The organism is Methylophilus sp. 42, from assembly GCF_000384155.1.
In the GTDB taxonomy this organism is placed as follows: domain Bacteria; phylum Pseudomonadota; class Gammaproteobacteria; order Burkholderiales; family Methylophilaceae; genus Methylophilus.
This window is the reverse complement of sequence record NZ_KB913031.1, coordinates 753,360-779,213: the sequence shown is the minus strand read 5'-3', so window position 1 is coordinate 779,213 and position 25,854 is coordinate 753,360. Positions and strand designations below refer to the sequence as shown.

Annotated in this window: 25 protein-coding genes; 5 read left to right on the top strand and 20 right to left on the bottom strand. The window is 51.1% G+C overall.

Going from position 1 to position 25,854, the window contains the following annotated elements; translation table 11 throughout:
* Positions 1–2 precede the first annotated feature (2 nt).
* Positions 3–1,547, bottom strand: coding sequence for a murein biosynthesis integral membrane protein MurJ (murJ, locus tag MET42_RS0103795; protein WP_019881460.1), 1,545 nt, complete (start codon positions 1,545–1,547; stop codon positions 3–5).
* 207 nt (positions 1,548–1,754) lie between these two features.
* Here murJ and rpsT point away from each other — a divergent pair, with 207 nt between their 5' ends.
* Positions 1,755–2,126, top strand: coding sequence for a 30S ribosomal protein S20 (rpsT, locus tag MET42_RS14325; RefSeq protein WP_019881458.1), 372 nt, complete (start codon positions 1,755–1,757; stop codon positions 2,124–2,126).
* A 136-nt stretch (positions 2,127–2,262) separates the two neighbouring features.
* Here rpsT and MET42_RS0103785 read toward each other — a convergent pair whose 3' ends face one another.
* From MET42_RS0103785 to MET42_RS0103755, 7 genes are all read right to left on the bottom strand, one after another.
* Positions 2,263–3,411, bottom strand: a complete 1,149-nt coding sequence (locus MET42_RS0103785) for a 5-(carboxyamino)imidazole ribonucleotide synthase (protein WP_019881457.1) — start codon at positions 3,409–3,411, stop codon at positions 2,263–2,265.
* Positions 3,408–3,902 carry a 5-(carboxyamino)imidazole ribonucleotide mutase gene (gene purE / locus MET42_RS0103780; protein ID WP_019881456.1) on the bottom strand — a complete coding sequence of 165 codons (495 nt, stop codon included), beginning with the start codon at positions 3,900–3,902 and terminating at the stop codon, positions 3,408–3,410. The genes MET42_RS0103785 and purE overlap by 4 nt, the downstream gene beginning before the upstream one ends.
* A 35-nt stretch (positions 3,903–3,937) precedes the next feature.
* On the bottom strand, positions 3,938–5,059 hold the full coding sequence (gene proB, locus MET42_RS0103775) for a glutamate 5-kinase (RefSeq protein ID WP_019881455.1): 1,122 nt from the start codon (positions 5,057–5,059) through the stop codon (positions 3,938–3,940).
* 5 nt (positions 5,060–5,064) lie between these two features.
* Positions 5,065–6,117 carry an Obg family GTPase CgtA gene (gene cgtA, locus MET42_RS0103770; RefSeq protein ID WP_019881454.1) on the bottom strand — a complete coding sequence of 351 codons (1,053 nt, stop codon included), beginning with the start codon at positions 6,115–6,117 and terminating at the stop codon, positions 5,065–5,067.
* 118 nt (positions 6,118–6,235) lie between these two features.
* Entirely contained in the window at positions 6,236–6,493 is a 258-nt protein-coding gene (gene rpmA, locus MET42_RS0103765; RefSeq protein ID WP_019881453.1) for a 50S ribosomal protein L27, read from the bottom strand.
* Positions 6,494–6,521: 28 nt separating this feature from the next.
* On the bottom strand, positions 6,522–6,836 hold the full coding sequence (gene rplU, locus MET42_RS0103760; protein WP_019881452.1) for a 50S ribosomal protein L21: 315 nt from the start codon (positions 6,834–6,836) through the stop codon (positions 6,522–6,524).
* Between the two features lie 135 nt (positions 6,837–6,971).
* Complete coding sequence (locus MET42_RS0103755; RefSeq protein ID WP_019881451.1) at positions 6,972–7,316, bottom strand: hypothetical protein; 345 nt, start codon at positions 7,314–7,316, stop codon at positions 6,972–6,974.
* A gap of 116 nt (positions 7,317–7,432) precedes the next feature.
* Between MET42_RS0103755 and MET42_RS0103750 the strand changes: the two genes are divergently transcribed.
* Positions 7,433–8,842, top strand: a complete 1,410-nt coding sequence (locus MET42_RS0103750; protein WP_019881450.1) for a PLP-dependent aminotransferase family protein — start codon at positions 7,433–7,435, stop codon at positions 8,840–8,842.
* 101 nt (positions 8,843–8,943) lie between these two features.
* Positions 8,944–10,353: a cytochrome c oxidase accessory protein CcoG gene (gene ccoG, locus MET42_RS0103745; RefSeq protein WP_019881449.1), complete on the top strand. Its 1,410-nt coding sequence runs from the start codon at positions 8,944–8,946 to the stop codon at positions 10,351–10,353.
* Positions 10,354–10,399: 46 nt separating this feature from the next.
* Here the strand turns inward: ccoG and MET42_RS0103740 are convergent, their stop codons facing one another.
* Complete coding sequence (locus tag MET42_RS0103740; RefSeq protein ID WP_019881448.1) at positions 10,400–11,791, bottom strand: 3'-5' exonuclease family protein; 1,392 nt, start codon at positions 11,789–11,791, stop codon at positions 10,400–10,402.
* Positions 11,792–12,097: 306 nt separating this feature from the next.
* On the opposite strand from MET42_RS0103740, the gene MET42_RS0103735 reads away from it, so the two are divergent.
* A complete protein-coding gene (locus MET42_RS0103735; protein ID WP_232411281.1) occupies positions 12,098–12,508 on the top strand; it encodes a MarR family winged helix-turn-helix transcriptional regulator in 411 nt (136 codons plus the stop codon).
* Positions 12,509–12,627: 119 nt separating this feature from the next.
* On the opposite strand, the gene MET42_RS0103730 is transcribed toward MET42_RS0103735, so the two are convergent.
* The gene (locus MET42_RS0103730) at positions 12,628–14,256 is read right to left on the bottom strand and encodes an inorganic phosphate transporter (protein WP_019881445.1); all 1,629 of its coding nucleotides are present in this window, start codon (positions 14,254–14,256) and stop codon (positions 12,628–12,630) included.
* A gap of 153 nt (positions 14,257–14,409) precedes the next feature.
* Between MET42_RS0103730 and ppk2 the strand changes: the two genes are divergently transcribed.
* Positions 14,410–15,384, top strand: coding sequence for a polyphosphate kinase 2 (gene ppk2 / locus MET42_RS0103720; protein ID WP_019881443.1), 975 nt, complete (start codon positions 14,410–14,412; stop codon positions 15,382–15,384).
* Between the two features lie 63 nt (positions 15,385–15,447).
* Here ppk2 and MET42_RS0103715 read toward each other — a convergent pair whose 3' ends face one another.
* From MET42_RS0103715 to MET42_RS0103665, 10 genes are all read right to left on the bottom strand, one after another.
* Positions 15,448–15,675 (bottom strand): hypothetical protein, encoded by a 228-nt coding sequence (locus MET42_RS0103715; protein ID WP_228519697.1) that lies wholly within the window; start codon positions 15,673–15,675, stop codon positions 15,448–15,450.
* A 40-nt stretch (positions 15,676–15,715) separates the two neighbouring features.
* Positions 15,716–15,985, bottom strand: a complete 270-nt coding sequence (locus MET42_RS0103710) for a hypothetical protein (RefSeq protein ID WP_029512310.1) — start codon at positions 15,983–15,985, stop codon at positions 15,716–15,718.
* 13 nt (positions 15,986–15,998) lie between these two features.
* Positions 15,999–16,211, bottom strand: a complete 213-nt coding sequence (locus MET42_RS0103705; RefSeq protein ID WP_232410995.1) for a hypothetical protein — start codon at positions 16,209–16,211, stop codon at positions 15,999–16,001.
* Positions 16,212–16,404: 193 nt separating this feature from the next.
* Complete coding sequence (locus MET42_RS0103700) at positions 16,405–17,625, bottom strand: nidogen-like domain-containing protein (RefSeq protein ID WP_019881439.1); 1,221 nt, start codon at positions 17,623–17,625, stop codon at positions 16,405–16,407.
* Positions 17,626–17,856: 231 nt separating this feature from the next.
* Positions 17,857–20,412, bottom strand: coding sequence for a bifunctional diguanylate cyclase/phosphodiesterase (locus tag MET42_RS0103695; protein ID WP_232411645.1), 2,556 nt, complete (start codon positions 20,410–20,412; stop codon positions 17,857–17,859).
* A gap of 205 nt (positions 20,413–20,617) precedes the next feature.
* Positions 20,618–21,433 carry an HD-GYP domain-containing protein gene (locus MET42_RS0103690; protein ID WP_019881437.1) on the bottom strand — a complete coding sequence of 272 codons (816 nt, stop codon included), beginning with the start codon at positions 21,431–21,433 and terminating at the stop codon, positions 20,618–20,620.
* Between the two features lie 140 nt (positions 21,434–21,573).
* Positions 21,574–22,719, bottom strand: coding sequence for a GGDEF domain-containing protein (locus MET42_RS0103685; protein ID WP_019881436.1), 1,146 nt, complete (start codon positions 22,717–22,719; stop codon positions 21,574–21,576).
* A 244-nt stretch (positions 22,720–22,963) separates the two neighbouring features.
* Positions 22,964–23,554, bottom strand: coding sequence for a PEP-CTERM sorting domain-containing protein (locus MET42_RS0103680; RefSeq protein WP_019881435.1), 591 nt, complete (start codon positions 23,552–23,554; stop codon positions 22,964–22,966).
* Positions 23,555–23,791: 237 nt separating this feature from the next.
* Positions 23,792–24,277: a YaiI/YqxD family protein gene (locus tag MET42_RS0103670; RefSeq protein WP_019881433.1), complete on the bottom strand. Its 486-nt coding sequence runs from the start codon at positions 24,275–24,277 to the stop codon at positions 23,792–23,794.
* Entirely contained in the window at positions 24,277–25,779 is a 1,503-nt protein-coding gene (locus MET42_RS0103665; protein ID WP_019881432.1) for a DEAD/DEAH box helicase, read from the bottom strand. The genes MET42_RS0103670 and MET42_RS0103665 overlap by 1 nt, the downstream gene beginning before the upstream one ends.
* Positions 25,780–25,854: the final 75 nt, after the last annotated feature.

The following is a 25,854-nucleotide window of genomic DNA, read 5'->3' as shown; positions in this document are numbered from 1 at the left end:
TTTCATTTAGCCACCCGTTTCATAAAGTCTCTTGGCCTGAAACCGAGCAAGCCGAGTGCGGCGAAGTACACACTCATGCCCAGCACCACGATACCCGCCAGATGCGACATACGCGTTAATGTCGCCATCGCCAGCCAATCGCCGGACCAGGTCGCCGCCGCATGTAACACCAGCGCCATCACCGTCACCGCAATCAGCAGTTTAAGCAGGAATAATAGCCAGCCAGGCTGCGGCTGATAAGCATCCGTTTTCTGCAAAGTAACCCATAGCAAGGTCGCATTGAGACAAGCACCAAGACCAACAGACAGCGCCAATCCGGCATGCTGCAAAGGCGTCAACTGTAAGAAAGCCACGTTCATGACTTGCGTCACAACCAAGGTAAAGATGGCGATCTTAACCGGCGTTTTCACGTTCTGGCGCGCATAAAACCCCGGCGCAAGGACCTTGACCATAATCAAGCCCAACAGGCTGAGGCTATAGGCAATGAGTGCGCGCTCGGTTTGCAACACGTCCATAGCGGTGAATTTACCGTAATAAAACAGGCTGGCAACCAAAGGCTTGGAAAGCACGGCCATCGCCACCGCTGCCGGAATGGCCAGCATAAAGGTCAGGCGCAAGCCCCAGTCCAGCAACAGTGAAAACTCGGCGCTGGATTTATCGACGTGCGCCTTGGATAAACTCGGCAACAAAATCGTGCCTAATGCCACGCCCAATACACCGGTCGGAAACTCCATCAGGCGATCAGCGTAATATAACCAGGACACGCTACCGGTAGGCATAAATGAAGCAAAAATATTATTCAGCACGATGGAAATCTGCGCCACAGACACGCCAAAAATAGCCGGCCCCATCAACTTGAGAATACGGCGCACGCCTTCGTCCTCAAAGTTAAGCGCATAGCGCGGCAACATGCCTATCTCTTGCAGGTAAGGCAACTGATACAGCAACTGGATAATACCGCCCACAAATACTGCCCAGGCCAAGACATAGACGGAGTTGTGGAAATGCGGCGCAATAAAAATCGCCGCCGTGATAAAACTCAAATTGAGCCAGACCGGCGTAAAGGCAGGCACCTGGAACTTGCTAAAAGCATTGAGCACCCCGCCTGCCATCGATACCAGCGAAATAAACAGGATGTAAGGAAAGGTGATGCGCAACAGCTCAGTGGTCAACGCAAACTTGGCCGGGTCATGCACAAAGCCCGGTGAGGTCAGGCGCACAATCAGCGGTGCCGCCAACATGCCGACAATAGTAATCGCCACCAGAAACAGGCCAAGCAAACTGGCCACATGGTTAATCAGCGCCTTGGTCGCCTCCGGCGTACGCTGCTTGCGATACTCGGAAAGGATAGGCACAAAGGCCTGGCTAAACGCGCCTTCGCCAGAAATACGGCGCAACAGGTTAGGGATTTTAAACGCCACAAAAAACGCATCGGTGGCCATGCCCGCGCCAAAAATACGGGCGATCAGCGTGTCACGTACAAAGCCGAGCAGGCGCGAAATAAACGTCATGCCACCCACAGTGGCCAGAGCTTTGAGCAAATTCATAAATGATGGAAAATACGCGCCTTAGTCTATTTTTGGCAGCTTATCGCTAGCAGCGGACTGTCAGCAGATTGAAAAGTTGGCCGATTTTACCATGCAGCAACAATCAATCGACTAAATGCGTTTTTAATCTTGCAAAAACAAAGCAAAAACAGTATGATGCACGGTTTCGTATCACACCCCTTTTGAAAGTTACAGGATAAAACGAATATGGCAAATACCGCACAAGCTCGCAAACGCGCGCGCCAATCCGTCAAAGTAAACGCGCACAATGCTGCGTTGCGTTCTACTTTGCGTACTGCGATCAAAAAAGTAATCAAAGCGATTCAAACTGGTGATAAAGCTGCTGCAGTAGCTTCTTACCAAGAAAACGTAAGCGTGATCGACCGCATCGCTGACAAAAAAATCATCCACAAAAACAAAGCTGCTCGTCATAAGAGCCGTTTGACTGCTGCGATCAAAGCATTGTCCGGTGACACACCTGCGACTTTGGCTTCTGTGAAAAAAGCAGCTGCACCTAAAGCCGAAGCGGCACCAGCTAAAAAAGCTGCTAAGCCTCGCGCGAAAAAAGCTGCTGAATAATTTCAGTAGGGGTGCATACTAAAAAAGCCGGGCGGATGTCCGGCTTTTTTATTGCCTAACATCCGCCACACAGCAAAAACCAGACACAAAAAAGCCCGGACATGCCGGGCTTTTCTCTTTGAAGCGTTACACCTTCTTACTCACCAATATGCAACTCACTGCGCGCCACTTTAGCGGCATTGAGCACAGCTTGCGCATCCTCGCCAATCACTGTGAAATGCCCCATTTTGCGGGCCTTGCGCGGCTCATGCTTGCCGTACAAGTGCATTTTGAGGTTGCCATGCGCAAAGGCTTTATCCCACGCAGGCTCAACCTGCTTGCCGCTATACAGCCAGCTATCGCCCAGAATATTCACCATGACTGCGTTGCTATGCAAATGCGGGCTGCCTAATGCCTGGCCGGTAATCACACGCACCTGCTGTTCAAACTGGTTGGTCACACAAGCATCCAGCGTGTAATGACCAGAGTTATGCGGACGCGGTGCAATTTCATTGACCAGCAACTGGTTGCCGACCACAAAAAACTCCACGCCCAATACACCGACATAATTCAGGCTATTGGCCAGCTTTTTCGCCAATTCTTGCGCATTGGCTTTAATCACTTCGGAGCAACGTGCAGGCGCGATACTGATATCGAGAATACCGTTCAAGTGGCTATTTTCAGCAGTGGGGAATGCAGCAATATTGCCATGCACATCGCGCGCCAGAACCACGGACACTTCCAGGTCCAGCGGTAACATTTTTTCCAGCACGCAGGTTTCCTGCTTAAAGCCCTGGAAAGCGGCCACAGCTTGTTCGCGGTTGGCGACACGCGCCTGACCTTTACCATCGTAACCAAAGCGCGCTACCTTGAGCACCGCCGGATACATATCACCATCTTGCGGCAAATCGCTTTCAGCCGTCACCGGCACAAACGGACCTATCGGCAAGCCAGAATCTTTAAAGAAGGTTTTTTCTTTGATACGGTGCTGCGCAATCGCTACGGCATCTGCGCTTGGATGAACAATGGTCGATTTTGCCAAGGTTGCCAACGTTTCAGCGGGCACATTTTCAAATTCAGTCGAAATTGCCTGGCAGGTGTCAGCCATGGTTTTCAAAGCGGCTGCATCGTCGTATGCCGCACACAAATGCACATCAGCAATCATGCCCGCCGGGCTATTTTTGTCCGGGTCCAGCACCGTGACTTTGTAGCCCATTTCATGCGCAGCAATGACAAAGAAACGACCTAGCTGGCCGCCGCCCAACATACCCAACATGGCAGAAGGTTGAATCACGAATGATGTCATGGTTGTTCGCTCAACACCATTGCATGGACTTTTTCGGCTTGTTTTTTGCGGAAAGTCGCTAATTTCTCAGCCAAGCCAGCATCCTGGTTCGCCAGCACGGCCACGGCAAACAACCCGGCATTGGCAGCCCCTGCGTCACCAATGGCAAACGTAGCCACCGGAATCCCTTTAGGCATTTGTACGATAGACAGCAATGAATCTTGCCCTTGCAGATGCTTGGAAGGCACAGGCACACCCAATACCGGCAAGGTGGTTTTCGCCGCCACCATGCCTGGCAGGTGCGCAGCACCACCAGCACCGGCGATAATCACCTGAAAACCATTGCTTGCAGCTGACTCGGCAAACTGGAACATCAGATCCGGTGTGCGATGCGCAGATACGACGCGCGCTTCATAAGCCACCCCAAAATCTGCCAGCATTTGCGCGGCATTTTTCATCACTGGCCAGTCACTGTCCGACCCCATAATAATGGCTACCAAAGATTTACTCATCACGTTGCCTTGCACTCTCTTCGTCTTGTTGGCAATTAAACCAATACCAGATTATCTCTGTGTATCAACTCTTTTTCTTCCACATAACCCAGCACACTTTCAATCTCGTTACTGGGTTTACGCTTAATTCTGCGCACTTCATTGGCATTGTAATTGACAATGCCACGCGCCCACTCTTTCCCTTGTGCATCGACACAGGCAACCACATCGCCACGCTCAAACTGGCCCAATACATCCACCACACCAATCGGCAGCAAACTCTTGCCATCTTTGCTCAGCACATTGACAGCACCATCATCCAGCACCAATTTTCCGCCCACGCGCAAATGATCAGCCAACCATTGTTTCTTGGCCAGCGTTTTCATTTTGCCCGCTTTTAAATGTGTACCGATAGCTTCACCCTGGCTTAAACGCATCAGCACCTGCGGCTCACGGCCAGACGCAATCACGGTGTGCGCACCACTACTGGCCGCGCGCTTGGCCGCCAGAATTTTGGTCAGCATGCCACCCGTGCCCACCGCGCTACCAGCACCGCCAGCCATGCTTTCCAGCGCGGGGTTACCAGCAGTTTCAAAATTGACAAATACCGCAGCAGGGTCTTTGCGCGGATCAGCCGAATACAGGCCTTGCTGGTCAGTGAGGATAATCAGCGCATCGGCTTCGATCAGGTTTGCTACCAGCGCACCCAAGGTATCGTTATCCCCAAAGCGGATCTCTTCGGTCACCACCGTGTCATTTTCGTTGATGATAGGAATCACGTTTAAATCGAGCAGCGTACGCAGCGTCGTCCGCGCATTCAAGTAGCGCTTACGGTCTGCCAGGTCTTCATGCGTCAGCAGCAATTGCGCAGTGTGTAAGCCGTGCTGCGAGAAGCACTGCTCATACATCTGTACCAGGCCCATCTGGCCAACGGCGGCAGCGGCTTGCAATTCATTCACTTCTACCGGGCGCTTTTTCCAGCCAAGGCGCTGCATGCCTTCGGCGACTGCACCACTGGAAACCAGCACCACTTGCTTGCCCTGCTTGACCAGCGCACTGATTTGCTCTGCCCAGGCGGCAATGGCAGTTTTATCCAAGCCCTGGCCATTATTGGTGACCAGGCTGGAACCCACCTTCACAATCAGGGTTTTACTGTCTTGTATGAGAGAGACACTCATAAAACTTATTCTGCCGCGGGCTGAGGTTGCGCTTCTTCTAATTCGCGTTGTGCACGCGCTTGTTCAATATGGTCCATGATAGCGTAAGTCAGCGTCTGGCAACCGATGCCGCTAATCGCAGAAATCGGGAATACCGGGCCCTTCCAGCCATAGGCTTTCACAAAATCAGCGACTTTCTGTGCACTGTCTTCCAACATATCAATCTTGTTCAATACCAGCCAGCGCGGTTTATCGAAAAGTTCCTGATCGTATTTTTTCAGTTCGTTCACGATGGCTTTGGCTTCCTGGACCGGGTCTACCGCATCATCAAATGGCGCCAAGTCGACCAAATGCAGCAGCAAAGAGGTACGCTGCAAATGGCGCAAGAACTGATGGCCCAGGCCAGCCCCTTCAGCGGCGCCCTCGATCAAACCAGGCACATCAGCAATGACGAAGCTACGATTGCTGTCGACACGCACCACCCCCAGGTTGGGATGCAGCGTGGTAAACGGATAATCGGCCACCTTTGGTTTAGCCGCAGAGACTGAGCGGATAAAGGTAGATTTACCGGCGTTAGGCATGCCGAGCAAGCCGACGTCCGCCAAAACTTTCAACTCCAGATACAGCTCGAACGCCTCACCTGGATCACCCTTGGTACATTGACGCGGGGAGCGGTTAGTACTGGTTTTAAAGTGGATATTACCCAGGCCACCATTGCCGCCTTTGGCCATCATCACTTTTTGGCCATCCGCACTCAAGTCCACCATCATCTGTCCGGTGGCTTTGTCACTAATAGTGGTGCCGACGGGCACGCGCAGGATCATGTCATCGCCACCTTTACCGTAGCAATCGGAACCGCTGCCGTTTTCACCGCGCTCAGCTTTAAAGGTACGCGTATAGCGGTAATCCACCAGCGTATTGATATTACGATCGGCCACCACGAAAATAGAGCCGCCGCGACCACCATCACCACCGTTGGGGCCGCCCATAGGCTCATACTTTTCGCGGCGGAACGTGGCAACGCCGTTGCCACCGTCACCGGCGTAAACTTTGATAGTAGCTTCGTCAATAAACTTCATGATTCAATTTGCCTTTTAAGCGCATGGCTGCGTTATGGTGAACAAGGCTGCATGCAATCTGCGAACTATAAAGTAAAAAGCCCCGTCAAGCGACAGGGCTTTTTACATACAACTTTGATTAAACCGCTTCGATGCTCACGGTATGACGCTTCAACGCGCCTTTGATTGCAAATTTAACTTTGCCTTCTACCAATGCATACAGTGTGTGGTCTTTACCCATGCCGACGTTTTCGCCAGCGTGCATTCTAGTACCACGTTGGCGAACGATGATGCTGCCAGCGTTAACTACTGTTTCACCGAAAGCTTTAACGCCCAGGCGTTTTGCTTGTGAGTCGCGGCCGTTACGTGAACTACCGCCTGCTTTTTTGTGTGCCATGTTTGATTCCCTCTAGCAATCTGCTTAATTATTTAGCAGAAATAGTGTCGATTTGAATTTCGGTATAGCTCTGGCGATGACCTTGAGTCTTACGGTAGTGCTTACGACGACGCATTTTAAAAATCATCACTTTGTCGCCACGGCCATGTGATACCACAGTCGCACTCACTTTAGCACCGGCCACCAAAGGTGCACCAATCGTAGTTGACTCGCCGTTAGCAATCAACAACACTTTGTCGATCACAACAGTAGAACCAACGTCACCAACCAATTTTTCTACTTTTAATTTGTCACCAGCGGCTACTTTGTACTGTTTGCCACCTGTTTTAATCACTGCGTACATAATGATGCCTTAAACGTCGCCTTTTAAAGAACCCGCAATTATACGCAATTTATTGCAGAATGCAAATATATTTGCGCATGTTTTTCACGGCTGCCCAGCCCACTGGATTAACAGCCTGACTTACCATCCAACACCTTATTTTACAGCGTTTCGCCAGGGCCGGATACTGCCATTGGTGTAATAACGATACACCGCAAACACGCATTCCAGCAATTCGGCAGAGAGCTGGGTATCCTCGCCCGTCGCCGTGCGTAGCGAAGCCACGCGGTAAATTGGCTGCATTTCAATATTATTCAATGAGCTCAGCGGTTGAAAATGCACACAGGCAAGCGGATGATCCTGCTGCAACAAGTGCACGTTAAACATATCTGCGACCTTCAGTTGCAGCGCCTGTCCGTCATGCAATGTTAATGCATAGTGTTTTTTATTCTGTTGCGCCACGCTTTTCACTGCCGACGTCAGCAATTCAGAGATATGCATGCCTAGCCTTTTTCACAAAAGATAGCAGCTTATCGCGGCCAGGCATTGCCGAACAGCGGCAGTTTAGATTAAATTAACCATATCAGATTATGTGCTTAGCGGCAGCAAGGCTAGTTGTGAAGAAATACGAAATCATTGCCGAAGAAATCGCCAGCGCGATTCAGCAAAGCCTGCTCAAGCGTGGTGACAAACTGCCCTCTATCCGCCAGATCCAAACCAGCAAGCAGGTCAACGCTTCTACCGTATTCCAGGCCTATTACCTGCTGGAAGCTCGCGGCCTGATTGTGACGCGGCCGCGCTCCGGCTATTACGTCGCCGGACCGCTGCGCAGTGAACGCCTGTTACCACACACCGCCAGCGATGAAGGCACGCCTACCACACTGCAAGTCAGCGACCTGGTGTTCAACCTGCTGGAGCGCATCAAAGACCCGCAGCAGATTCCTTTCGGCTCAGCCTTTCCCAGCCCGTTGCTATTCCCGCTGTCAAAACTGGCCGACCATATGGCCAGCACCGTGCGCCGTATGCAACCGCAAGATACAGTCAGTGACATTGGTCAGGGCGATGTCGCCCTCCGGCGCCAGATTGCATTGCGCTACCAACTGGATGGCAAACCCACCGACCTCAGTGACATTGTGATTACCAATGGCGCACTGGAAGCACTCAACCTCTGCCTGGCCGCCGTGACCCAGCCTGGCGATAGCGTGATTATCGAGTCGCCCAGCTTTTATGCGGCTTTACAGGCAATTGAGCGCATGGGCCTGCGCGCAATTGAGGTGCCCAGCCACCCCGAGCAAGGCATAGACCTGGCGGCACTGGAGCGCGCCATTATTCAGCACCAACCCAAAGCCTGCTGGTTGATGACCAACTTTCAGAACCCGACCGGCAGCCTGATGCCGGAGCAAAAAAAGCAGGCCTTGGTCGAGTTGATCACGCGCTATCAATTGCCCATGATAGAAGATGATGTGTACCGCGAATTATATTTTGGCAAACAGCGTCCGCTACCTGCCAACACCTGGGACAAAGAGGGCTGGGTGATGCATTGCAGCTCTTTTTCCAAAGCGCTGGCACCGGGCTACCGGGTCGGCTGGGTATCCGCCGGGCGCTTTGCCGAAAAAATCACCCGCTTAAAAATATCCACCACCCTGGCCACCTCGATTCCGGCACAACTGGCATTAGCGAGTTACCTGGCCAAAGGCGGCTATGACAAACACTTGCGCCAGCTGCGGCACCAGCTCATGTTACAGCAATTACAATTCTCGCAAGCCATCCACCAGCACCTGCCGCCACAAGTACGTTTTACCTTGCCGCAAGGCGGCTATTTCTTATGGCTACAGCTACCCGATCAACGCGATAGTTTGCAGCTGTTTCAACAAGCGATTGCTGAGAACATCAGTCTCGCCCCCGGCCATATGTTTTCGTCACAACAGCAATACGCCAGCTATATCCGGCTCAATTACGGGCATACCGTTAATCACGTGCATTTGCAGGCCATTGAACGCCTGGGGCAACTGATCAAGCAGGCGTGAACATTGTGCATCTGATATGGTTTTTTAACAAAAAACTGAATCTGTTTTAAACTGACTTTCTCTTTTACACTGCACTTGTCTTATTGATACCGAGTGCTTGTATGACATCTTCACGCAGCAAACCTGTGATCCCGATTGTGGCAGCCCCAGTCGCCGGGCAAACTATTTCGCTTTACCAGAAAACACCCAAGGTGTATCCACGCTCGGTCAGCGGCTATTTTAAAAACTGGCGCTGGCTGATGATCTGGCTGACACAATTAGTGTTTTACGGCATGCCCTGGCTGCAATACGGCGGCCGTCAGGCACTGTTGCTGGATATCGACACCCATCGCTTTTACCTGTTTGGCCTGGTGATTTTTCCGCAGGATTTGTTTTACCTGGCACTGCTACTGATCATTAGCGCCCTGGGCCTGTTTTTATTTACTGCCGTGGCAGGCCGCCTCTGGTGCGGGTTCTCCTGTCCGCAATCGGTGTATACCGAGATCTTTTTGTGGATGGAGCGCACGATCGAAGGTGACCGCATGGCCAGGCAAAAACTGGACAGCCAGCCTTGGGGCGCGCACAAAATCGGCATCAAAGTGAGCAAGCACTCCGCCTGGCTGGCTTTTTCATTGGTCACCGGCTTTACCTTTGTCGGTTACTTCACGCCGATACGCGAATTATGCAGCGACATGCTGCAATGGCAAATGGGCGGTTGGTCCTGCTTCTGGCTAGGCTTTTACGGACTGGCCACCTATGGCAACGCCGGTTTTCTGCGCGAACAAGTATGCAAACATATGTGCCCCTATGCCCGCTTTCAAAGTGCGATGTTTGATAATCACACCTTGATTGTGGCCTATGACAGCGCACGTGGCGAACCGCGTGGTGGCCGCAGCAAAAACCAGGATTACCAGGCAGACGGCCTGGGCTCATGCATAGACTGCAATATCTGCGTGCAAGTATGTCCGGTCGGCATCGATATCCGCAATGGTTTGCAATATGAGTGCATCAGCTGCGGCTTGTGTATTGATGCCTGTAATGACGTCATGGACAAAATGCAGTACCCACGCGACTTAATCCGCTTTTCCGCGGCTGGCCTCAGCGAGCAACACAAACTGCGGCAACATCTGCTGCGGCCACGCGTACTGATTTATAGTGGATTATTTGTATTGATGACCGCCTGGTTAGGCTACGGGCTGTTGCATAAACCCGATTTCAAGGTCGATATCATGCGTGACCGCAATATCATGTACCGCGAAACCGGCCATGGCATTGAAAACCCTTACCAGTTGCACCTCACCAATGCCACCGAGCACAATCAGCGCTACCAGGTGCGTGCCCGCGGCATAGACGGCTTGCGTGTGGAAAGTGAGCAGATACTCACAGCCGCTTCTACTGAGGAAATATTAGTACCTTTAAGCTTGTCTGTACCTGCGAGCGATTTGCAGGGCAGCCATCGCATCCAGATTGAGGTAACAGCGCTCTCGAATGGCGAGCAAGTATCTACCAATAGCACATTCTACCTGCCCTGATACTTACCCTACCCCTTACCCGTGTACCCGGTTGGTGAACGCTTTCCTAACCAGCCAGATCCAGTACACGGGTCTTTTTCTGCGACAGCATTTTCAACAACAGCTTATAACTATCAAGATCAAACTTAAGCACTGTTTTTTGCTCGCGTAAAGCCAGCAAACTCTCGTCATCCACCGCCACGCCCACATACACCCAGTGCTCAAACACGTGAATCTGGCGTAAATCATTTTCGAGGTTATATTCTTCAATACCGATCTTGCCGCGATACGGCCAGGCTTTGAGCTTATGTGCCATCAGTGCTTGCTGCACACGCAAGGCATGCATCTCGGCAGATTCCTGGCCGCAACAGACGCCTTTACAGCGTTTAAGTTGATAAGCAAAACACGGCCCGTCACGCCCCGTTTCCAGCCCCAGTGTTTTGGCACACAAATGACTCAGGTCAGCAATCTTGCGCAAGGTCTCAACGGCTTGCCGCTTGCTTCTAAACGTACCGAACAAATGGGCCATTTGGCTAGGGTCAATCTCATCCTCATTCACCAGCCTGACTATCGGTTGTGCACCAGTCACTAACTGCCAGCTACACAACTGGCGCTCGCGCCGCAATTGCCGGTTATAAATCGGCATGCGCTCTTTTACCAGCCGTGACTCCAGCAACAAAGCGCTAAATTCGCCTGCGGCGGGTATCCATTCAAAGCGTTTCATTTCCTGTGTCATGCGCATCTCTTTGCTGGAGGCATGATCACTACTGAAGTGCGATAGCACGCGTGCGCGCACATTGACACTTTTACCTATATATAAAGGCAAATCGTTCTCGCCATAAAACAGGTAAACGCCGGGCGCCTCAGGCAACTCACCGACCAGGCTGGCATCGATATGTGGCGGCAAGGCCGGTGCGGCCATTAATTTGAGCGCAGCGGCCTGCACCACCTCTGCGCCGAGGTCACGCCTGGCATCATTCAACATAATCAATATCGCCTCGACATCGCCCATGGCGCGGTGACGTGCCAGGCCGGTGATCTGGTGACGGGCGACAATGGCATCTATACCGTGACTATAATGCTGCGGGTATAGCAGGCGCGAGAGTTTGACCGTACACAGCACTTGTTGCCGCAAAGTAATATTCAGGCGTTTGAATTCCGATTTTAAAAAGCCATGGTCAAAACGCACATTATGCGCAGCCAGCACCGAGCCTTCCAAAAACGCTAATAATTTATCCGCCACTTCGGCAAACAGAGGGGCATCGGCCACCATGGCGTCGTTAATGCCAGTCAATGATTGAATAAACGGCGGGATAGGCTGTTGCGGATTGACCAAGGTTTGCCAGCGCAAAGTTTCAACACCGTTGTCAAAGCGCACCAGCGCAATCTCGGTGATACGGTCACGTAAAGGGGTCGCCCCGGTGGTTTCGAGGTCAAGAAAAGTCACGGAAGGCAACATAACGCGGAAGGCTTTCTACTGCACATCAATTCGGCTGGGATATCCATCCATTTTAACGCACTTTAATCTATTCGCCGCCATCCTCAAACACAGCCATTCCCCGCTTCATATCAGGGTCTTTCACCTCGAAATGGCTATTAATACCCAGATTTACACTGTGAGGTCTCATATCTTATACAAAACCAGTGTTTCTCCTACAAAACAGCTATAGACACTCACCCCGATTGATGCTGTAATGATTAATGATTCCTATTAATGACAATATAATTTTTAAAGCTCATGCCTAACCTCTATTTGGAAAACCAATTGTGCTTTTCGCTCTACTCGGCAACCCATGCCTTGCTACGCTCTTACAAGCCCGATCTGGACAAACTCAACCTGACTTATCCGCAATATCTGGTATTGGTCGCCCTCTGGCAATACAAACAATTGTCGATTAAACAAATCGCCGAAAAACTGATGCTGGAACCAGCCACCATCACGCCAGTGGTCAAACGCCTGGAAGTGAAAAAACTGACTAAACGCACACGCCAGAAAGATGATGAGCGCGTGGTGATTGTCAGCCTGACCGAAGAAGGCCAGGCCTTGCGCAGCAAGCTGTCAGATGTACAAAAACGTGTGGCCTGTGATACCGGGCTTAACAACAGCGCGTTTGATACCCTGAATCAAACGTTGAATACCCTGACCAAAAATGTAACGGCTAAAATCCCTGATTAGCCGTTAGGTCATTCCAAGCGACTCTCGCCGCAGTCACAAGCAGCCTCAGCCAGACAAAAGAAATGTAGCGTATTAGCGCTTGTACATTTCTTTTGTCATTAGCATCCGCTTAAACACCTTTAAAACAAATGTGTGAACAGCCAGTACAAACTGCCTGACAGCACCATCGCCATAGGCAAGGTCAGCACCCAGGCCATCAGCAGGTTGCGGATGGTAGACATTTGCAGGCCTGATTTGTTTGCGGCCATGGTCCCCGCCACGCCTGAGGACAATACATGGGTGGTCGATACCGGCAGGCCATACATATCCGCGGCACCTATCATGGTCATGGCGACCAGCTCGGCCGATGCACCCTGGCCGTAAGTGAGGTGTGTTTTACCAATTTTCTCACCCACCGTGACCACAATACGTTTCCAGCCCACCATGGTGCCCAGGCCCAGGGCAATCGCAACCGCCACTTTTACCCACAGCGGAATAAATTTGGTTGCGCCATCAATTTCCTTTTTGAACGCTGTCACATTGGCTTTGGTATCAGTGTCAAATTTAACGCTTTCATCCTTGTCCAGAAAACGAATGGCCTCAGAAACCAGGTACATATCGTTACGCACGTTACCTACCTGCTCGGCAGGCACTTCAGCAAACGTACCATGCGACTTCACCTGCTCACCTATGCTGCCAGTCATGGCGGCCAAGGCAGGCACAACATCAGGTGTAACAGTCTTTGTGCGCACATACTCAGTCAGCACATGGCGCGCAGTTTCGCTGCTGGCAGGCGGAGTTAAACTGGTGCTGTGCGCCAGGGATTGCTGAGTGACTTGTGCCACGGCAACAAACTGCGTCATTTGATCCACCGGCATAGCACGGTTTAACGCGTAGGCCATCGGCACTGTCCCCACCAGAATCAACATAATGAGTCCCATGCCTTTTTGGCCATCATTGGAGCCATGCGCAAACGAGACGCCGGTACAGGTCAAAATCAACAAGCCGCGTATCCACAACGGTGGTGGTTTATTGCCTTTAGGTTCTTGATACAACTCTTTGCTTTTGACAAATGCTTTCAGGGCAAGCAACAATAAAGCCGCAAAAAAGAAGCCGATTAACGGTGAAAGCAATAAGGAATAACCGATTTTGGTCGCCTGCGCCCAATCGACACCACTGGTACCATCACGGCCATGCATCAAGGCATTGGCAACCCCCACGCCGATAATAGAACCAATCAAGGTATGCGATGAGGAAGCCGGCAAGCCCAGCAACCAGGTGCCTAAATTCCACATAATGGCGGCGATTAACAAGGCAAACACCATGGCAAACCCGGCGCCCGAGCCCACTTGCAAAATCAGCTCGACGGGCAACAGGGAAATAATGCCGAAAGCCACGGCACCGCTAGACACCAACACGCCCAGGAAGTTAAAGGTGCCCGACCAGATCACCGCAAAGTTAGCAGGCAATGAATGGGTATAAATGACGGTGGCCACCGCATTCGCCGTATCGTGAAAACCATTCACAAACTCAAAACCGAGCGCAATTACCAGCGCCACACCGAGCAAAATAAATGGCACCCAGGTGGTTGTCTGCGCGCCGGTATCCGTCACATCGTGCATCAGGCTAAAGCCGGTATACACCAGGCCAATCAGCAATAAGCCAACAAATACCGCAATGGTCAGCGCACCAGATTTCTTATCGAGATTAGGTTTAGAGGAAGACGCAGTATGTAACAGCGTCGAATGACTAGCCGCTGAAGTATCCATCAATATTCTCCGGATGTTCTATTAAGAATTCAGAGTATTGTTTTGAAATATGTCACATTGATGACAAAAAGACGTGGCAAGCGCGCAATAGTCATCAAATTGTCATGCTGCAACTCTAAATTAGAGTTCTGCATATCCATACCGGAACACTCCATGACCACCGAAAAATCTGCTGAAATTGAATCTGTTGATGAACGTTTGTCTATGGATGAACGCTTCAACAATGAAATGCTGGATAGTTTTGATGAAGAGCTGGAAATGGAACTGGACGACGAACGTATGGAGCAGATTCTGGCCGAATTTGCGGGGGCAACTCATATCGATGGCCTGCAATCAGCGCGCAGTCAATCTACCCTGTCGGATCGACAAACCTACTTTAAAGAGCTGTTTCGGCTACAAGGTGAGCTGGTCAAATTGCAAGACTGGGTCGTGCGTAACAAACTGAAAGTGGTGGTGCTATTTGAAGGTCGCGATGCTGCCGGTAAGGGCGGCGTCATTAAACGTGTCACGCAGCGCCTGAACCCGCGCGTTTGCCGTGTGGCTGCACTGCCTGCCCCCAGTGAGCGTGAGCGCTCACAGTGGTATTTTCAGCGCTATATTTCGCACCTGCCGGCAGGCGGTGAAATCGTGTTGTTTGACCGCAGCTGGTATAACCGTGCCGGGGTCGAAAAAGTCATGGGCTTTTGTAACGACGACGAATACGAAGAGTTTTTCCGCTCAGTGCCGGAGTTTGAAAAGATGCTGGTACGTTCCGGCATTATTTTAATTAAATACTGGTTTTCGATCACCGACGACGAACAGCATTTGCGCTTTATGACGCGTATTCACGACCCGCTCAAGCAATGGAAACTGAGCCCGATGGATCTGGAATCCCGCCGCCTGTGGGAGCAATACACCAAAGCCAAGGAGGTCATGCTGGAACGTACGCATATTCCCGAAGCACCGTGGTGGGTCATCGAGGCCGTCGACAAAAAGAAGGCGCGCCTTAACTGCATCAGCCACCTGTTGAGCCAGATTAACTATGGAGAAGTAGAGCACGCACCTGTCGTACTGCCCAAGCGCGTCTACAACGCCGACTACATCCGCGAACCTGTCCCCAAAGAAATGTTCGTACCCGCCAAATATTGAAACTGAAAACAGGCGGTGATGCGAGCATCACAGCCTGTGTAGTTTACGCTTTAGGCCAGCGCCTTAATCCGGCATATTCAATTGCCGCATAAATGCCTGAAAAGAGCCTTTGGTCGCATGCAAGGCCTGCAACTTGCTCACAGACTCATCCAAAGCATCACTCATCACTTCCAGCGCGTCTTCATCCAGCCGCAAGCTCATGGCGCCGATCTCAAGCTCTATCGTGCGATGTGTTTCACAATAATGCACACGAAAACCAGCCTGGCCGGACAACAGAATTTTCTTACACATACTTTCCTCACTCATATTCAAGCCCTAAACACGGTTGTTTTTATATTGCCAGTGGCGTTTCAGCCTGCTCATGCTCATTGACCAGCAGGGTCCACTGCACACACATGCGACGCGACACACTGCAAATCAGGTCTGAATCCGCATACTCGGGCGCAGTCAGTGTTTCGGCCAGGCGCAAGGCCTGCTTGGCCAGATCATAGGTTGGTTTCTTGATATACAAGGTCGCAATATAGAGCAATGACGCCATCACCGATTCAGCATCGGGCAAGCTGGGGTCATAACGCATCGCGTGGATATTCATTGTATTCATGGCAATCTCTCTTTCAAACACTCATCTCTATTTCAGTCTGCATCACAATACGGGCCGCCGCCTTGCGTAGCATTTCGTTAATCACGATAAAGCTGTCGGCCTCAAACTTGAGTGTGGTCCCGCCGACTTCCAGCTCCACCGTGTCTGAAGACTGGTGATAAAGCACTTTGCAGGCGGTTTTTCCAGCCAGCATGGTTTTTCCAACCACCGTATGACGTTTCATCATGACTCTCCTTGGCTAAACTGTTTTCAAATGATAATAATTATCATTTACAGTGTCAAGAAAAATAATGCATCAATGAAAAGACTTTAAAGAAATATGTGTGCCCACAACGATTGTGAGGCACCACACTGTTGCCTGTGTCATGAATGCAAAAACCCTGCAAAAGCAGGGTTTTTGAGATCAGCCTAATAAAGACTTAGGCGCGCGTTTTTCTGCGCACAACAATCAATCCCGCCAGACCACATAACAGCATGGCATAGGAGGATGGCTCAGGCACTTGTGCCACCAATGTGGTAATTGGTGTTTGCGACATCTGCACCACACCTGCATTCAAAAAAGTCAGCCCGGTAACAAATGCGGTCGTATTCGCCGGATCCAGCATGGCCGCAGCATCAATACCAGCCACCGTGAAACCTGTCAGTGGCGTCGCAAAATTAAACACGGTGCCACCAGTTACGGTGCCTAACAGGCCACCTGGTGTCAGATTACCTAAAGCATAAATTGCGTAACCATCTGTGTCAGCTGCCAGAAGCGGTAACAATACAGAGGTAAACTGATTACCGCCTGTGACTTCGTAGTCATAGCCAACAGCCACCAGCGGGTCAATAAACACACGTTGATTCAATTGCACATTAAACTCGAATTGATACGCGCCATCGACCACCACCGGTAAAAAAGCATTTTCGGCCGTTTGTCCTGGCAAGGCGCCGTTATTAAACGAGAATCGCCATAAACCAGGCGTCGCCGTAGAAACATTACTCAAATTGACCAGGTTCAGCACCTCGTTAGAACGAGAGCCAGGCAGGGTTTCGTAATTGATATTATCACCGGCATCATAGCCAGCTTGCGCAGGTGTGCCGCCCAAACCATTGACGCCGCCACTGGCGTCGCCTGTCGTCCACTCCAGTCGGTCATAGCGAAACTCGGCACTGAAACTACCATTAGAAGTGCCTGGTGTTTTTTGCAGCACTAATTGAAAGTTATTCTGTTTATTGTTTTGCGCTGGATAGTAACCGACGTTATGCCAAGTCACCACCACGGTCTCTGCGCTGGGCGAGGCCACATACACACTATTACTGCCGAAAGCAGTCGGTGTTTGCCCAACACGCGTATCTACATCTGCCCAGTAAGGGGCGATCATGGGCTGCGTCGCCACCGGGAAAGCTTCTGGTGTAAATGTAGACAAATCGCTCAAAAAGCTGATATTGCCGTTATTGTTAATAAAAAAACGATTGAATTCCTGGCCAAAGAAATTAATACCAAACGGCAAATTTAAGGCGTTGCTTGAATCATCATCATTGGCTAACATGGCCAGCTCACCAAAACCGGCATCGCCGCCAAACCCGCTCAACAACTCAATCGCGTGCAGATTCGCGGACAAACCAGCCAGCATCACGGCCAGGCTGATTTTCTTCATTCCGGATAAAACGACTCCCTTGCTATACATTGTGTAACTCCTCACTTTGATTTATTAAGATGTATTCGTGAGTTATTTTAACAATATTTATATTTTATTAACATAAAAATATTGTGATGCGTATGCGAAAAAACACCATCGTCAGCAATGCCGCGGCCCACCGTGTGCGGTCAAGATGAAACGCGTAGAAATTGGGGAATAAACAGCCGGGATATAAACAACCGAAGTGAATTAATAAGACAGCAGGAAAGTCGTGGCGTCTTCACTACTCATGGGTTTACTCAGCAGATAGCCTTGCATCTCGTCACAGCCTTGTGCTTGCAAGAAAGCTTTCTGCTCCGGGGTTTCCACCCCTTCGGCAATGGTTTTCATGCCCAGGCTGCGCGCCAGTTGAATAATCGCGATGACAATGGCCTTGTCTTCATCATCGGTGGTGATGTCACGGACAAACGTCTGGTCTACCTTGAGTTTGTAGACTTTAAACTTTTTCAGGTAACTGAGTGAAGAATACCCGGTGCCAAAATCGTCAATCGACAAACGTACGCCCAAGCCGCTGAGGGCATCCATCATGGCCACCGCCCCTTCCGGGTTTTCCAGTGCGACGCCTTCAGTCAGCTCCAGTTCAAGGCAGTGCGGTGACACCTGATAACGCTCGAGAATACTCTTCACCAGGGCAGGCAGTTTTGGATCCCTGAACTGGATACTGGACAAGTTAACCGATACCGAAATATCTTGGATGCCCGCCAGTTGCCAGGTGTGAATTTGCTGCGTGGCCTGCTCCAGCACCCAGCTGCCGATGGAAATAATCAGGCCGCTGGATTCCGCCAGCGGAATAAATTCGGCTGGCGAAATAAAACCTAATTGCGGATGCTTCCAGCGCAGCAAGGCCTCTACGCCGACCAGGCGACCAGAGTCGAGTGCGACCTGCGGTTGGTAATACACCGCCAGCTGTCCCAGCGCAATGGCCTGGCGCAAGGCATTGACCAGTTGCAGGTTACGCGCGGTCTGCACTTGCATATGGTTACTAAAGAAGCGGTAACTATTACGGCTCTCTTTTTTGGTGCGGTACATGGCGACATCAGCATTGCGTTGCAGACTTTCCATATCCAACCCATCATCCGGGTAAATGGCAATGCCGACCGACGCGGTAATGGTCAGCTCGTACTGGTCGATCAAAAATGGCTGCTCAACAGCCTTTAGCAGGCGCTCTACCACCTCTTTGGCAATGGTGTGATCTGCCTCTGCCAGTAAAAACACGAATTCATCACCACCCAGGCGGCAAATCGTATCCTGCGGTCGCACCAGGCTTTGAAAGCGATGCGTCAATGCAATCAGCAGATTATCGCCGTAGCGATGTCCCAAACTATCATTCACATCTTTAAAGTGATCAAGATCGAGGAACATCAACGCAAACTGTCCATCCTGGTCCCAGGCTTTCTCAATTTCGACAATCACGCGTTCATTCAGCAGGTGACGGTTAGGCAGGCCAGTTAAAGAATCATAATTGGCCAGAAACCGTATGCGCTCTTCTGCCTCTTTACGGGTAGTGATATCGCGAATAAATGCGCTGTAATAATGCTCATGGTCGCGCTTGATTTCCACAATCGTCAGTTCAATGGGAAACTCGCTGCCGTCCCGGCGCAAAGCAGTAATTTCAATCAACTTACCTAACAATCGCGAGTGCCCGGATTGCTGCAAACGCTGCATGCCTTGATGATGCGCCTCACGATACGCAGGCGGCACAATCACATCCTCTAGCATGCGCCCAAGCACCTCCGCCCGCGTATACCCAAACATATGCGCCGCAGCCCGGTTCCACTCCACAATAGAGCCTTGCAGGTCGATATTCACAATGGCATCCAGCGCGTTTTCCAGCACCAGTTGTGCGCGCTGCTCGCTCATCAGCAAATTGGTTTGAAACAGGCTGTTCTGCGCTTGCACCTCAAAGCGGCCCAGGGCGAAATCAATATTCGCGACCATGTCCTGCAGTAAACGCTGGATATCTGGTTCAAATGCATGCTCATGCTCTGCATACAATGACAAACAGCCGATGACTTTGCCTTCAGCATGCAGCGGTAAAAAAGCAGCGGCTTTCCAGGCAAACTCCGTGGCCTTGTCATGCCACACCGCGCTGATAGGATTGGTTTGGAAATCATGCACCCAGTACGGGTGGTCTGACAGCATGCTTAAACCGCACGGCCCTCTGCCGCTTGCGGCGGCCGGGTCTGCTGAAATCAATACTTCGTCCAGATAGTTAATGCCAGAACCAAATGCACTGGCGACCAAAATCTGTTTACTGTCTCTATCCAGCTCACCAATCCAGGCCATATTGGCATGGCCAAGATTCACGATAATCCGGCAAATCTGTTCAAACAAGCTATGCTTGTCCTGGCTCTGCACAATGGCCTGGTTACATTGGCTCAAGGCCAGGTAGAGCTGATTCAGTTGTTGATGATGTTGCTTGACTGAGGCGCCATCGCTGTCCAGTTGCGCCAGTTGTGTACGCAGTTGTTGCCAGCCACTCTCGACGCTGGCAGATGCGGTCGGAGAAAACACCACCGGGGTAAACGTGTCACTGGCATAAACATCTGCCAGCACCCGGTTAAAGGTTTGCAGGTCTGCGGCTTGCGTGCCCAGTGCGGTGCGTTGTTGATGCCAGATGAGTACGGTTAACACCCCCCATAAGACGACCCCCAGGGCGAGTATCAAAACAATCAGGCGATGCGTGGTTACAGGCAGGCTAGCCTGCGTGAACGTGAGGCAAATTAATAGCGCAAACAAGACCATCAGCCACAAACGTCTGATTAGCTTGCCCCGCCCTGCAGATATGAATTGTTGTGCAGACATGGATGTTTAGCCTAAGCCCCCGTCCACTACTGTAAGGGATGCGATTAAAATCAAATCCCCAAATACCTGTATAAATGCCCGGCAAATTACCTGATACCGGCATCCAGCAGGTTACCTCCCCCTCACCCAAGCCATTGCACTCAAACTATTTTTCACTATAAGACGCACTGGCGGCGTCCTTGATCACATCATAATGGGCAAAAAACGCATCCACGGCGGCCGGATCGAAGCGGATACTGGATTCACTGCGAATATAGTCCAGCACTTTATCTTCCGGCCAGGCCGGCTTGTACACCCTCGGGTGCATCAAGGCATCCCACACATCAACAATCGAAAAAATTCGCGCAGCAAATGGAATTTGCTCACCTTGTAAACCGAGCGGATATCCCTGGCCATCCCAGCGCTCATGATGACCATAGGGAATATCCATACAGTTGCGCAGAAAATCAATATTTGCCAGCAAGTCGCGCGCAATCTGCGGATGTGTGCGCATCAGCTGCATTTCTTCCTCATCCAACTGGCCGGGCTTGATTAACACCGCATCGGGAATGCCGATTTTGCCTATATCGTGCAAAATGGCGCTGCGCTCAATCAGCTTCAGGGAGGCTTCGTCAGTGACGCCCATTTTGCTGGCCAGCGCCACCGTCATGGCCGCGACGCGATAAGTGTGGTCTTTGGTTTCCTTGTGTCGTAAATCGAGCACTTGCACCCAGCCACGAATGGTCTGGTCATAACTGTGAATCAGTTTTTGCTGGTCTTGTGCAGCATCTGCGAGCGCACGCTTCACCAGAAAAAACAACAACACGGCCGTGACCAGAATAAACAGCCAGCCTTTGATATCCTGTACCGTGGTCAGGTCACGCGGGTCCGTAAACAGCTGCGCAACGACCTTGTCGGAAAAGAATATCCAGGCGGCGCCCACCAATACATACACCATCACAATCTTATACTGCGGCCGCATGATTACTCTCGCATGACAATCATCAAAGTATGAATTCTTATCGCAAAAGCTAATTTATGCAATTGAAAATCGACACAGATTTTCAATCCTGGCAGACTTGGGCACCTCTACGCCTCAAGCTGTATGTAACCCGCGACGGCTTAAACCGCCCAGGATATTTGCCCGCAACCCAGTAACTTTGCCTGATACATGGCCTTATCGGCTGCAGACAGCAGTTGATCTATGGTCTGACCGTCTTTGCACACGGTTAAGCCTATCGACGTTCCCAGACGGCAAACAACGCCCTGAATCTGGAAATCCCGTTCAAACACCATCAGGCATTTTTGACCGACCATTTCCACCGAGGACCTTCCCTGTTCAGGCAAATCAGACAGCACGATCACAAACTCATCACCCCCCACGCGCGCCAGCGTATCGCTACCGCGGATCACCTTGCTCAGGCGCTGCGACACTTCGATCAAGGCCAGGTCGCCCGCCTCGTGCCCCCACTGGTCGTTCACGGCTTTAAAACCATCCAGGTCCAGGTACAGGATCGCCGTACCAGTTTTCTTCACCCGCCCCAGTTCTATCGCCTGCTGCAGGCGCAATGACAACAATTTTCGGTTAGGCAAGCCGGTGAGCGTATCATGGTGCGCCACATGATTAAGCTCCTGATTCTGCGCAGAAATCTTGTGATAAGCATCCTTTAAAGAACCGATTAAATCTTCGTTCTCGAAGCTGATGCGTGTGGCTTGCCGCAATGACTGGTTAAAACGGTAGGCGATGCCTATCATCAACAAGTAAAAAATCACGCTAAACACGGCCATGATAAAGCTCGACAAGTTTTCACTAAACGAGAACACCAGCACCGTCGGCAACATCGCCGGTAAACTAAAGGCAAAAAAAGCCGGGATACAGGACGCCATGGTGACCACGCCACCCATCACCATCGCCTGAATGGCCGTGATGACGATAATCACCGTCATGGGCGGCGCATCTTTCACCAGAAAGCCCAGCGCGCCCCATGCCAGCCCGGAGAGCGCCAGGGTCAGGCAATATCTATACGCCAAAGAATAATTAAAGCCATGCTTGGCCAGCATCTGGTGACAACGTTTCAGGCAAAATACGCGGAACACAATCACCGCATAGACCATACCGCACCAGAGCAGGAACAGATCACTTTTTTCAGAGCCGAGTTGCGAAAACGCAATCAACAGGCCACCGAACGCACTCCCGATTAAAGGAATGCGTGCTCCCGATAACAGCCTGTGAAATAACGCCTCGTCAATCCGAGTCTGCAAACTCATTAACTGATGACCTCTTCTTTTTATTCTTACAGACAGCTTTATATACGCTGTTTTAACTCATGCTAATGCAAGCCCTTAAAAATAACCAGTTAAATCAAAGGGGTTTTCAATTCATTACAATCAAAACGTAGCGCTTGATGCGCACAATAGTTGCTCTTAAAGCTGCCTTGACCAGCGCGCACAAACAAAAACGGCCTGCATCAATGCAAGCCGTTTGTTGATAAAACTTAAGCGTTAAGCGTGATTACGCACGACGCTTACGCATGCTGCTGGCAACGCCCAACCCTACCAGCAACAATGCCCATGAAGCAGGCTCAGGCACAGGCGTAGTAACGACTGAATTCAGATACCAGGCACTGTCACCTTGCGCCTTGGTCAATCCTTGCACGTGCAGTGCATAGTCATCAATGCTCACATTAGACGCAAATGTTGCCGTCCAGGTGACTGACTCGTTTGCCAACAGTCTGTCGTTAGCGCCTTGACCAAGCACAAACCTGAAATCCCAATCGCCACCAGGACCGCCGCCATTGCTGGCTGCCAGGTTGGTCACGCCGCCGGAAATACCACTCACAGCAATTGTGTTTGCCTTCACATCTGGCGATACCTTGACGGCAATTGAGCCAATAAAGGCTTTATTGGTAAACAAGGCATTCAGGTCGTAGGCGGTTAAGGTAAAAGTGTACACATTGCCTGTGCCGCTGACTGAAAGCGATGCAAAATCAGTCGCCGGCTGGTAACTGCCAGACAACAAGGTGCCATAACTTTCAACTGCCGCTTGTGAGGACACTGACACCAGCATGGTCATCGCAAGCACTAAGGTTTTAAAAAAGCGCATTTACATATCCTTTTAAATTAGATTATCGCAATAATATTTTTGCGAATTATCTATTATTACAGCGTTCATTCTAGCAAAAACAAAACAGCCGCCAATAGCCCACACCGACCATTTTCAAGGATTAACATGTGTGACAAAACAGTAACTTAGCATCACGCTGATGCCAATAAAAACGGCTGGCATCTCTGCCAGCCGTTTACACTTGCTGCAAGCCCTGCTGACTTATCTGCTATCGATTTAAGGCTGGCTCGAATCGATGTTTACGCTTGCACCCTTGCGCTTCTGGCGCGCCAGAAACTGGTCAAGCTGTGATGCAAAGGTATGGCGATCAGAGGACTGCATTGCACTTGGGCCTTGCGTTTCTACGCCACTGGCGCGTAACGACTCCATAAAGTCGCGCATTGCCAACCGCTCTTTGATATTTTCAGTCGAATAAAACTCACCGCGCGGATTGAGCGCATGGCCGCCTTTGTCTATGACTTGCGCGGCCAAGGGGATATCCGCCGTAATCACCAAATCCCCCGCCACCAGCGCAGCAACAATGGCATTATCTGCCACATCAAAGCCTTTATCGACCTGCATCGCACGCAAATACGGCGATGGTGGCACCCGCAGCAATTTGTTGGCGACAAAGGTGGTGGTGATAAGAGAACGCGTTGCCGCCCGGAACAGGATTTCTTTAATCACGACCGGGCAAGCATCTGCATCCACCCAAATATGCATTAGCGCGCTTTCGGCGGTGTTTTATTGGCCGAATTCGCACCTGGCTTAGGCGTAAACAACGCGCCTTGAGGCTTGTTGCCGCCCTGGCGATGTTGCGTCTGATGACCGTTGCGTTGGCCAGGATTCGCATGCCCGGACTTGTGCGGATTCGGCTTGCCTGGCCCAGGCTTATTGGCGCCGGCCTGCGCTTGCGGCTGGCTTTGTCCTTGGCGGGGTTGTGACGGCTTCTGAGCCTGACCCTGTTTCTGTGGCTGTCCTTGTTTCTGAGACTGCCCCTGGCGTTGACGGCCCTGGTTCTGCCCACGTGGTGGGCGGTCAGGCTCTTCGCTGTTTTTCTCAGGCGCGACAAAACCTTCTACCGGCACCCGCGGGATATCGCGCTTAATCAGCTTTTCAATATCCTTGAGCATGCCAAATTCTTCACGGTCTACCAGTGAAATAGCAGCGCCACTGGCACCGGCACGGCCAGTACGGCCAATGCGGTGCACATAGTCTTCAGGTACATTCGGCAATTCAAAATTCACCACTTGCGGCAACTGGTCAATATCCAGTCCGCGCGCAGCAATATCCGTCGCCACCAGCGCCGTGATGGTGCCCGCTTTAAACTGTGCCAGCGCTGCTGTACGCGCATTCTGGCTTTTGTTGCCATGAATCGCCATCGCCGGGATACCATCTTTCACCAGCTTTTCTGCCAGTCGGTTGGCGCCATGCTTGGTACGCGTAAAAATCAGCACTTGTTGCCACTGATGGTGCTTGATCAAATAGCTGACCATTTCGCGCTTGTGCGCCTGCGGCACCATGTGCACGCTCTGCTCAATCAGTGCATTGGATGCATTGCGACGTGCCACTTCCACCAGGTCTGGCGTATTAAGCAAACTATCCGCAAGACGCTTGATGTCATCAGAAAAAGTGGCCGAGAACAGCAGGTTCTGGCGTTTTTTAGGCAGCATGGCCAATACTTTTTTAATGTCGTGGATAAAGCCCATGTCCAGCATACGGTCGGCTTCATCCAACACCAGGATTTCAATGGCAGATAAATCGAGCGCTTTTTGCTGCACCAGGTCGAGTAAACGGCCAGGCGTCGCCACCAGGATATCCAGTGGTTTGCTTAAACGGTTGATTTGCGGATTGATGCTGACGCCACCAAACACCACCATGCTTTTAAGCGGCAAATATTTGCCATAAGTAGTAACAGACTCACCAATCTGCGCCGCCAACTCACGTGTCGGTGACAAGATCAAACAACGCGGCTTGCCCTTTGCCGCCTGCACCAATGGTGCTTCAGACAAGCGGTGCAGAATCGGCAAGGTAAATCCGGCGGTTTTGCCGGTACCAGTTTGCGCACCAGCGAGCAAATCGCCTCCACGCAGCACATAAGGAATCGCCTGTGCCTGAATCGGCGTTGGTGAGGTATAGCCGGCATCGGCAATCGCGCGCAACACCGGCGCGCATAAATTTAAATCAGCAAACGTGATGTTTGCAGGGGTATTTTCTTGTGACAAAGTAATTCAACTTATAGAAATTGCATGGCATCACCATGCAATAAATTAATTAGGCGCTGGTCTGTTGCCTGCGGC